At 67.3% G+C, this 8,398-nt stretch carries 6 protein-coding genes and 1 tRNA gene; 5 read left to right on the plus strand and 2 right to left on the minus strand.

The annotated features are described in order from the left end of the window. Positions 1 to 77 (plus strand) — tRNA-Pro (locus HUU94_RS10730). A gap of 23 nt (positions 78 to 100) precedes the next feature. On the opposite strand, the gene HUU94_RS10735 is transcribed toward HUU94_RS10730, so the two are convergent. Further along, the gene (locus HUU94_RS10735) at positions 101 to 577 is read right to left on the minus strand and encodes a PilZ domain-containing protein (RefSeq protein WP_174275075.1); all 477 of its coding nucleotides are present in this window, start codon (positions 575 to 577) and stop codon (positions 101 to 103) included. 98 nt (positions 578 to 675) lie between these two features. On the opposite strand from HUU94_RS10735, the gene HUU94_RS10740 reads away from it, so the two are divergent. Next, the gene (locus tag HUU94_RS10740; protein ID WP_174275076.1) at positions 676 to 4,047 is read left to right on the plus strand and encodes a glycosyltransferase; all 3,372 of its coding nucleotides are present in this window, start codon (positions 676 to 678) and stop codon (positions 4,045 to 4,047) included. 77 nt (positions 4,048 to 4,124) lie between these two features. Here HUU94_RS10740 and HUU94_RS10745 read toward each other — a convergent pair whose 3' ends face one another. After that, positions 4,125 to 5,087 carry a cation diffusion facilitator family transporter gene (locus HUU94_RS10745; protein ID WP_174275077.1) on the minus strand — a complete coding sequence of 321 codons (963 nt, stop codon included), beginning with the start codon at positions 5,085 to 5,087 and terminating at the stop codon, positions 4,125 to 4,127. A 163-nt stretch (positions 5,088 to 5,250) separates the two neighbouring features. On the opposite strand from HUU94_RS10745, the gene HUU94_RS10750 reads away from it, so the two are divergent. The 3 genes from HUU94_RS10750 to HUU94_RS10760 all read left to right on the plus strand — a co-directional run. Next, on the plus strand, positions 5,251 to 5,511 hold the full coding sequence (locus HUU94_RS10750) for a hypothetical protein (protein WP_174275078.1): 261 nt from the start codon (positions 5,251 to 5,253) through the stop codon (positions 5,509 to 5,511). 194 nt (positions 5,512 to 5,705) lie between these two features. After that, complete coding sequence (gene ptsP, locus HUU94_RS10755) at positions 5,706 to 7,982, plus strand: phosphoenolpyruvate--protein phosphotransferase (RefSeq protein ID WP_174275079.1); 2,277 nt, start codon at positions 5,706 to 5,708, stop codon at positions 7,980 to 7,982. Between the two features lie 64 nt (positions 7,983 to 8,046). Beyond that, positions 8,047 to 8,398 (plus strand): helix-turn-helix domain-containing protein (locus tag HUU94_RS10760; RefSeq protein WP_174275080.1); only part of this gene is annotated, 352 nt, incomplete at its 3' end.

An 8,398-nucleotide genomic window follows, 5' to 3' on the forward strand; every position in this document is an offset into this window, starting at 1 on the left:
CGGGGAGTGGCGCAGCCTGGTAGCGCATCTGGTTTGGGACCAGAGGGTCGCAGGTTCGAATCCTGTCTCCCCGACCAACTGGCACCATGCGCCGGCGCGTCTACCAGCCCATTCCGCGCAGCAGCGCCGCCGCCAGTACCGCGCCTGCGACCATGGTGAAGCCGAGCGCGCTAAGCCAGCCGGTGCCCTCGGCATAGAGATCATGCTCGGCGCTATCTTCCCCGGCCTCTTCGCTACCGGCATCGTTGCGCTTGCGGCCGACGAGCTGGACGACCGTCGGCGCCGTGAACGCGCGCGCCGCGGCTTCCTCGGCGAGTGGCTGGGCAAAGGCGAGGCCGTAGCTGGTATCGCGGCGCCACATGATGATACCGCGTACCGCGCCGACGCTCGCCAATCCGACGGTCACCTCCTGCCCGACGCGCAGCTCGGCCGCGCAGGAAATCCGCGCGCCGGTGATCGAGACGTCGCTGACGATCGCATCGACCGGCCCGCCGGCATCGGCGCGCAATGTGCTGGGCGCGGCGGTCCGGCGGCGTTCGGCGCGGCGCGCGTCTTTCGATTCGACTTGGGAGACCATGATGCGGGCGTCATACCGCGCGTCGGTTGCGGGAGCGTTAAAGCGGCGCCGCCTTGCGCGGCATCGTGCCGGACAATAGGGATTTTGGAAAGGATCGCATGGAACGCCCCATCTTCTACGATCCCAGCGGCCGCCGCCGCCGATGGTCCAAGCGCATATTGTGGGCGCTGATCGTCCTGCTCACCTGCGCGGCGCTCGGTTTCGGCGCGACGATCGTCAACGTGCCCGCGCCCGATCCGCTGAAGCTGGGCTTCGAGCGCGAGCAGCCGCGCGCGCTGGGCGCGCAGGTCGCGCATCTGCGTCACGCGGTCGGGCGCGGGGTGCGCGCGCTGACGTCGTGGATGCCCGGCGGCAGGCCCGCGATCGCCCCGACGACGCGCCCCGTGGTCGTCGCTTTCTACGTGCCGTGGGACGATGCCAGCCGCGCCAGCCTGGCGGCGCACATCGGCGAGATCGACTGGCTGGTGCCGGCGATCTCCTCGATCATCGGGCCGAACCACCTGTTCAGCTACAAGCCCAACGCCAATCTGCGCGCCGTCCTGCGGACCAGCCAGCGCCGGCCGCGCATCCTGCCGATGGTGCAGAATGCCGTCGACGGCCAATGGGATGGCCCGAACACCGCGCGATTGCTCCGTGATCCCAGGGCGCGCGCCCGGCTGCTCGATTATGTCCAGATCATGCTGACGCGCGAGAATGCGAGCGGCGTGACCTTCGATTTCGAGGAACTGCCCCCGAGCGCGCAGCCTTTCTATCGCCGCTTCATCGCGGAGGCGCATACGCGCTTCCATCCCAGGGGATTGCTCGTCACGCTGGCGGTGCCCGTCGACGATCCCGACTGGAATATCCGCGCCTATGCCAAGGTCGCCGACAAGCTCTTCCTGATGCTGTATGACGAGCATTATCCAGGCGGCGATGCCGGCCCGGTCGCGTCGCAGCCGTGGTTCGTCCAGCATCTCCGCCAGACGGTCGCCGCGGTCGGCCGCGACAAGGCGATCGTGACGGTCGGCAACTATGCCTATGACTGGAAGGACGGCCGGACCGACGCCGAATCGCTGACCGACGAGGAAGCCTGGCTGATCGCGCACGACAGCGAGGCGCCGACGCGCTTCGACGCGGCGAGCGGGAACGCCACCTTCGACTATCGCGATGACGACGGCGCGGTGCACCATGTTTGGATGCTCGACGCGGCGAGCGCCTGGAACCAGCTTCGCGCCGCCAAGGCGATGGGGGTCTCCGGCTACGCCTTGTGGCGGCTCGGCGGCGAGGATCCAGGCATGTGGGAGAATTTCGCCGCGCTCGCCAAAGGCAACAGGCCGCCGGCCTATGGCAGGATCGTGTCGCTCGGCAACGTCGATGTCGAGGGCAATGGCGAGATCATCCATATCGACGCGACGCCGACCGAGGGCCTGCGCACCGCGACCGCCGACGCGCTGGGGCTGATCCGCGACGAACATTATGCCGCCTATCCGACGCCTTATGTGGTCAACCGGACGGGCTATTCCCTCAATCAGATCGCGCTGACTTTCGACGACGGCCCCGATGCCAGATGGACCCCGCAGATCCTGCAAATCCTGCGCGACAAGAACGCGCCCGCCACCTTCTTCGTGGTCGGCGAAAATGCGCTCGCCCATCCCTTGATCCTCAAGGACATCCTCGATCAGGGTTCGGAGATCGGCAACCATAGCTACACGCACCCCAACCTCGCCCAGGTCAGCCCGCGCGGCGTGCATATCGAGCTCAACACCACGCAGCGGCTGGTCGAGGCCTATACCGGGCGCGCGATGCGCTTTTTCCGCGCGCCCTATTTCGGCGATGCCGAGCCGACCACCGAGGATGAGCTCGGGCCGATCCTGATCGCGCAGAAGGCGGGCTATGTCAGCGTCGGCCTGCATGCCGACAGCGACGATTGGACGCGGCCCGGCGTGCAGGCGATCATCGACAATACGATCAGGGCGATCGAGGCCGGCGCGCAGGCGGTGAAGGATGGCGACGAGCAGAAATCGGCCAATATCGTGCTGCTGCACGATTCGGGCGGCGATCGCGCGCAGACCGTGGCGGCGCTGCCGATCCTGATCGATCAGTTGCGCGCGCGGGGCTATAGACTGGTGCCCGTCTCCCAGCTCGCGGGGCTTTCGCCCGCAGCGGTCAACCCCATAATCAACGGGCCGGATCTGGTCGCGGTTCGGTTCGATGTCTCGATCTTCCTGATCCTTGCGGCGATCGATCAATTGCTCAAATTCCTGTTCTTCATCGCCATCTTCCTCGGCATGGCGCGCGCGATCCTGCTGGCGGTGCTGGCGGTGCGATCGAACCTCAGGCGCAACCGGCCCGTGCCGCCGGAGATCGATACCGGGCGCTTCGTCTCGGTGCTGATCCCGGCGTTCAACGAGGCGCGGGTGATCGAAACCTCGGTGCGGCGCGTGCTCGCCAGCCGGCAAGTCGAGCTGGAAGTGATCGTGATCGACGATGGATCGAAGGACGAGACCAGCGCGCTGGTGGCGGCCGCATTCGCCGATGAATCGCGCGTCCGCCTGCTGACGCTGGAGAATGGCGGCAAGGCGCGCGCGCTCAACGAAGGCATGAAGCTCGCCAGTGGCGAGGTGATCGTGGCGCTCGATGCCGACACGCATTTCGAGCCGGAGACGATCGCGCACCTGTCGCGCTGGTTCGCCGATCCCGAGCTCGGCGCGGTCGCGGGCAACGCCAAGGTCGGCAACCGCGTCAACATCGTCACGCGTTGGCAGGCGGTGGAATATGTCACCGCGCAAAATCTCGAACGGCGCGCGCTCAGCCGCTTCGATGCGATCACCGTGGTGCCCGGTGCTGTCGGCGCGTGGCGGCGCGCGGCGCTCGATGCGGTCGGCGGCTATCCGCACGATACGCTCGCCGAGGATCAGGATCTGACGATCGCGATCCAGCGCGCCGGCTGGCTGGTGCAATATGACGTCGATGCGGTGGCCTGGACCGAGGCGCCGGAAAGCTTCGGGGCGCTCGCCAAGCAACGCTTCCGCTGGGCGTTCGGCACGCTGCAATGCCTGTGGAAGCACCGCCGCATCCTGCGCGAGCGACGCCCGGCGGGGCTGGCGCTGGTCGGCATTCCGCAGGCATGGCTGTTCCAGATCGGCTTCGCTTTGATCTCGCCGCTGATCGATCTCGCGCTCGCCATCTCGATCGTCGCGACGATCGTCCGAATCGATCAGCACGGCTGGGCGCAGACGCACACCGACGTGATCCGCATGGCGGTCTATTGGATCGGCTTCACCGCGGTCGACGCGATCTGCGGCTGGATCGCCTACAAGCTCGAGCCGCGCGAGAAACGCTATCCGCTCTTCCTGCTGCTGGCGCAGCGCTTCGTCTATCGCCAGATCATGTATTCGGTGGTGCTGCGCGCGGTGGCGGCGGCGGTACGGGGCCCGTGGGTCGGCTGGGGCAAGCTCGAACGCTCGGGCCGGGTCGGCAAACCGGCTTAGAGTCTGTCCTGTTGACGTTATACTCTCGTCACCCCGGCCTTGAGCAGGACAGCCTTTAAGCTGGGGTGAAGATGCAATCAGGGGTGAAGCCGAGCCTCGGCGGAGCAGGGTTCGCGCTCGGTCTGGATCGTCGCATGGCCGATCGCGAAGCGCTCTTGCAGCAGGTGCGCGACGGCACGGCGCACGCTGTCGCTATCCGCATCGGCTTCGACCGCGACATGCGCGGTGCCGTTCACCTCGTTGGTCGACATCGACCAGATATGAAGATCGTGGACATCGCGAACGCCGCTGACCGCCGCGATCGCGCCCCGGATTTCCGCGAGGCTCATGCCCTTGGGGACGCCCTCGAGCAGCACGTTGATCGTATCGGAGAGCAGGCTCCAGGTCCGGGGCAGGATCCACAGCGCGATCGCGATGGCGACGACCGGATCGATCCACAGCCATCCCGTGAAATAGATCAGGGCCGCGCCCACAATGACGCCGAACGAGCCGATCGCATCGGCCAATACCTCGAGATAGGCGCTCCGCATCGCCATGCTCTCGCCGCGTCCGCCCATCAGCAGGCGCATCGCAATCAGGTTGACGACCAGCGCCAGCACGGCGACCGCCATCACGCCCCCGGTCGCGACATGTTCGGGCGTGCGGAAGCGGCCGACGGCCTCGCTGACGACATAAGCGGCGGCGACGAACATCATCAGCGCGTTGAAGGCGGCGGCGACGATTTCGAGCCGCTTGTAGCCGAAGCTGCGCCGATCATCGGCGGCACGCGTACCGATCTTGATCGCCAGCAGCGCGATCGCCAGCGCGGCCACGTCGGTCAGCATGTGCGCCGCATCGGACAGCAGGGCGAGGCTGTTGAAGAAATAGGCGCCGAAAAGCTCGGCGATCAGCACCGACCCGCTGAGGCACAGGGCGATTCGCAGCGCGCCCGCGCTGGCGCCGGCGGTATGATCGTGATGCCCGTGATGATCGTGGCCCTCATGATCATGGCCGTGCGCATGATCGTGGCCGTGATGCCCTTGGTGGCCCGCTTGCTCCATTGCGTTCGTCCCGGCCCGTCTGAAAGTGAATGCAGGCGGGCGCCATAGCCCTCCGTACCATGGCGAGACAGGGCCGAATCTTTCCGTCGCGTCAACCATGGGGTTTAACCGAAACATAACGCCGGAAGACGACAAGCAGGGTGCGGACAGGAAGGGAAGCCTCATGGCGGCGCCGAAGCACAAGATCGAATGGTCAGCACCGGAAGAAGCGCCGTCGGCGGGTGCGCGCGGCACGGTCGTGGCCGGGCAGATGCCGGCGCGCGCGCTCCAGAATCTGCTCAGCGAGCATGCCGGCGTGCTCGCCGAGCCGCATGCCGACCGCTGGTCGCAACGCCGCGCGCTGACCTTCATCGTCGCCAGCGCGACGGCGCTGTGGGCCGCGCTGATCGTCATCGCACATACGACGATGGCCCTGATCGCCTGACCTTTTGAACGTTTGTTTGGAAACTCGCGGAAGAGCGAGTTTCAGGCGGCACTGGCCCGCACCCCCACCCGACCTCCCATTAGGATACACTGTGGGAGGTCGGGTGGGGGTGCGGGCCGGTGCCGCCCAAAGGACTCTCAGAGGCCGGCCGGGGCGGGTTGGACCCTCCAAGGCCTTTCTGGTAGCGCCGCGGCATGGCCGCCGCCTCCGCCACCACCGCCGCGCGCGAAATCCTCGTCCGCCTGCACGATGTGATGGCCGCGCGCGCCAACGCGCAGGCCAAGCTCAACAATGTCGTCCAGATCATCGGCGAGGCGCTCGATAGCGAAGTCTGCTCGGTCTATCTGCTGCGCGAGGGCGAACTCGAGCTTTATGCCACGCGCGGCCTGAAGGAAGAGGCCGTCCACGTCACCAAGCTCGCGATGGGCGAAGGTCTGGTCGGCACGATCGCGGAAGACAATCAGACGCTGAACCTCGCCGAGGCCACCAGCCATCCCGATTTCGCCTACAAGCCCGAGACCGGCGAGGAACTCTATCACAGTTTCGCGGGCGTCCCGATCGTCCGCGCCGAGCGCGCGATCGGCGTGCTCTCGATCCAGCATGCCGATCCGCGCCGCTACGACGATGTCGAGATCGAGGCGCTGCAGACCGTGGCGATGGTGCTGGCCGAGCTGATCGCGGGCGCGGGCCTCGTCGACGAGGCGAGCACGCGCGGACCCGATACGCGCGATCCCGCCACCGCGCGGATGACGGGCCTCAAGCTGGTCGAGGGCATGGCGGCAGGGCACGCCGTCTTCCACCAGCCGCGCGTGCTGGTCGAGCATACCGTCGCCGAGGACGTCGAGGCGGAACGCCACCGCGTCTATTCGGCGTTCGACAAGATGCGCGACCAGATCGATCGCATGATGAGCCAGGCCGATTTCGGCGCGGCGGGCGAGCATCAGGACATCCTCGCGACCTACAAGATGTTCGCCTACGACGAGGGCTGGCGCAACCGGATCAATGCCGCGATCGACAGCGGGCTGACCGCCGAGGCGGCGATCGAGCGCGTCCAGCAGCGCACCCGGATGCGGATGCGCGAGATCGACGATCCTCTGCTTGCCGATCGCATGCACGATCTCGAGGATCTTTCGAACCGGCTGCTGCGCATCGTCTCGGGCCAGCTCGGCACCGCCGCGCAATTGGGGCTGCGGCAGGACACGATCCTGATCGCGCGCAACCTGGGGCCGGCCGAGCTGCTGGAATATGATCGGCGGCGGCTGAAGGGCGTGATCCTTCAGGAAGGTTCGCTGACCGCGCATGTCGTGATCGTCGCGCGCGCGATGGGCGTGCCCGTGCTCGGCCGCGTCCGCGATGCGCGGCGGCAGATCGCCGAGGGCGATCTCGTGCTGCTCGATGCGACGCAGGGCAATGCGCTGGCGCGCCCGAACGCGGCGATCGAGGAGGCCTTCGAGACCCAGCTCACCGTCAGCCAGAAACGCCGCGCCGAATATAATGCGATGCGCGATCTGCCGCCGGTGACGCTGGACGGCCAGCGGATGACGCTGATGGTCAACGCCGGCCTGCGCGACGATGTCGCGGCACTCGATACGACGGGGGCGGACGGCATCGGGCTGTTTCGCACCGAATTCGAATTCCTGATCTCGGCCGAGCTGCCCAAGCGCGAGAGGCAGGCGCGCGTCTATCGCGACATCATGGAGGCGGCGGGCGACAAGCCCGTCACCTTCCGCACCGTCGATGTCGGGGGCGACAAGGTGCTGCCCTATATGGCCAGCGACGCGATCGACGAGGAAAATCCCGCGATGGGCTGGCGCGCGATCCGGCTGGCGCTGGAGCGCGATGCGCTGATGAAGGCGCAGGCGGCGGCGCTGGTCGAGGCGGCGAGCGGACGCGTGCTGAGCGTGATGTTCCCGATGATCTCGGAGCCGTGGGAATTCGATCAGGCGCATGCTTTGTTCGAGGAGCAGCGCGCCCGCGTGCTCAAGCGCGGGCGGCAGCCGCCGCTGGCGATCCGCTACGGCGCGATGCTGGAGGTGCCGGCGCTGGCGGAGAGCCTCGATCTGCTGCTGCCCAAGCTGGACTTCATCTCGATCGGCACCAACGACCTGACCCAATTCCTGTTCGCCGCCGATCGCGCGCACCCGAAGCTCGCCGAAAGGTATGACTGGCTGAGCCCCTCGATCCTGCGCTTCATCGCGCGGGTGACGCGTGAATGCATCGCCGCCGACGTGCCGGTCGGGCTGTGCGGCGAGATGGGCGGCCGGCCACTGGAGGCGATGGCGCTGGTCGGGCTCGGCATCGATCGGCTTTCGATCACGCCGGCGGCGGTGGGGCCGGTCAAGGCGATGCTGCGGTCGCTCGATCTCGGCAAGCTTCGCGCCATGATGCCGGGGCTGCTTGCCCGCCCGCCCGAAAACATGCGCGCGGCCCTGATCGCGTGGGCGGCGGCAAACGACGTGCGGGTGGGTTGAAGCGTGTAACGATTAGTTGCCGACATGGGCTTGTTAAGTCTCGATGATCGAGGTTAAGCATCGCATGGCAGCGAAGAGGCCGCCGATGGAGGAAGTGTCGACCGATCCGGAGTTTGGCGGCGCGCGGGACGTTGGCGCCGAGCTTCGTGATGCGCGCGAGGCGCAGGGCCTGGCGCTCATCGACGTCGCCGATCGCACGCGCATTCCGAAGCGCCATCTCGCCGCGATCGAGGCCGGTGCGCACGATGGCCTGCCCGCGGCGACGTACAGCGCGGGGTTCGTCAAGAGTTATGCCCGGCTGCTCGGGCTGGACGGCAATGCGCTCGCTCTGCGGTTCCGCGCAGAAATGGCGGGGCGTGAAGCCGCGGCCGAGCGCTACGAGCCTTATGAGCCCGCCGATCCGGCGCGGACCCCCA

This window comes from Sphingomonas bacterium, assembly GCF_903644055.1.
Taxonomy (GTDB): domain Bacteria; phylum Pseudomonadota; class Alphaproteobacteria; order Sphingomonadales; family Sphingomonadaceae; genus Sphingomonas_I.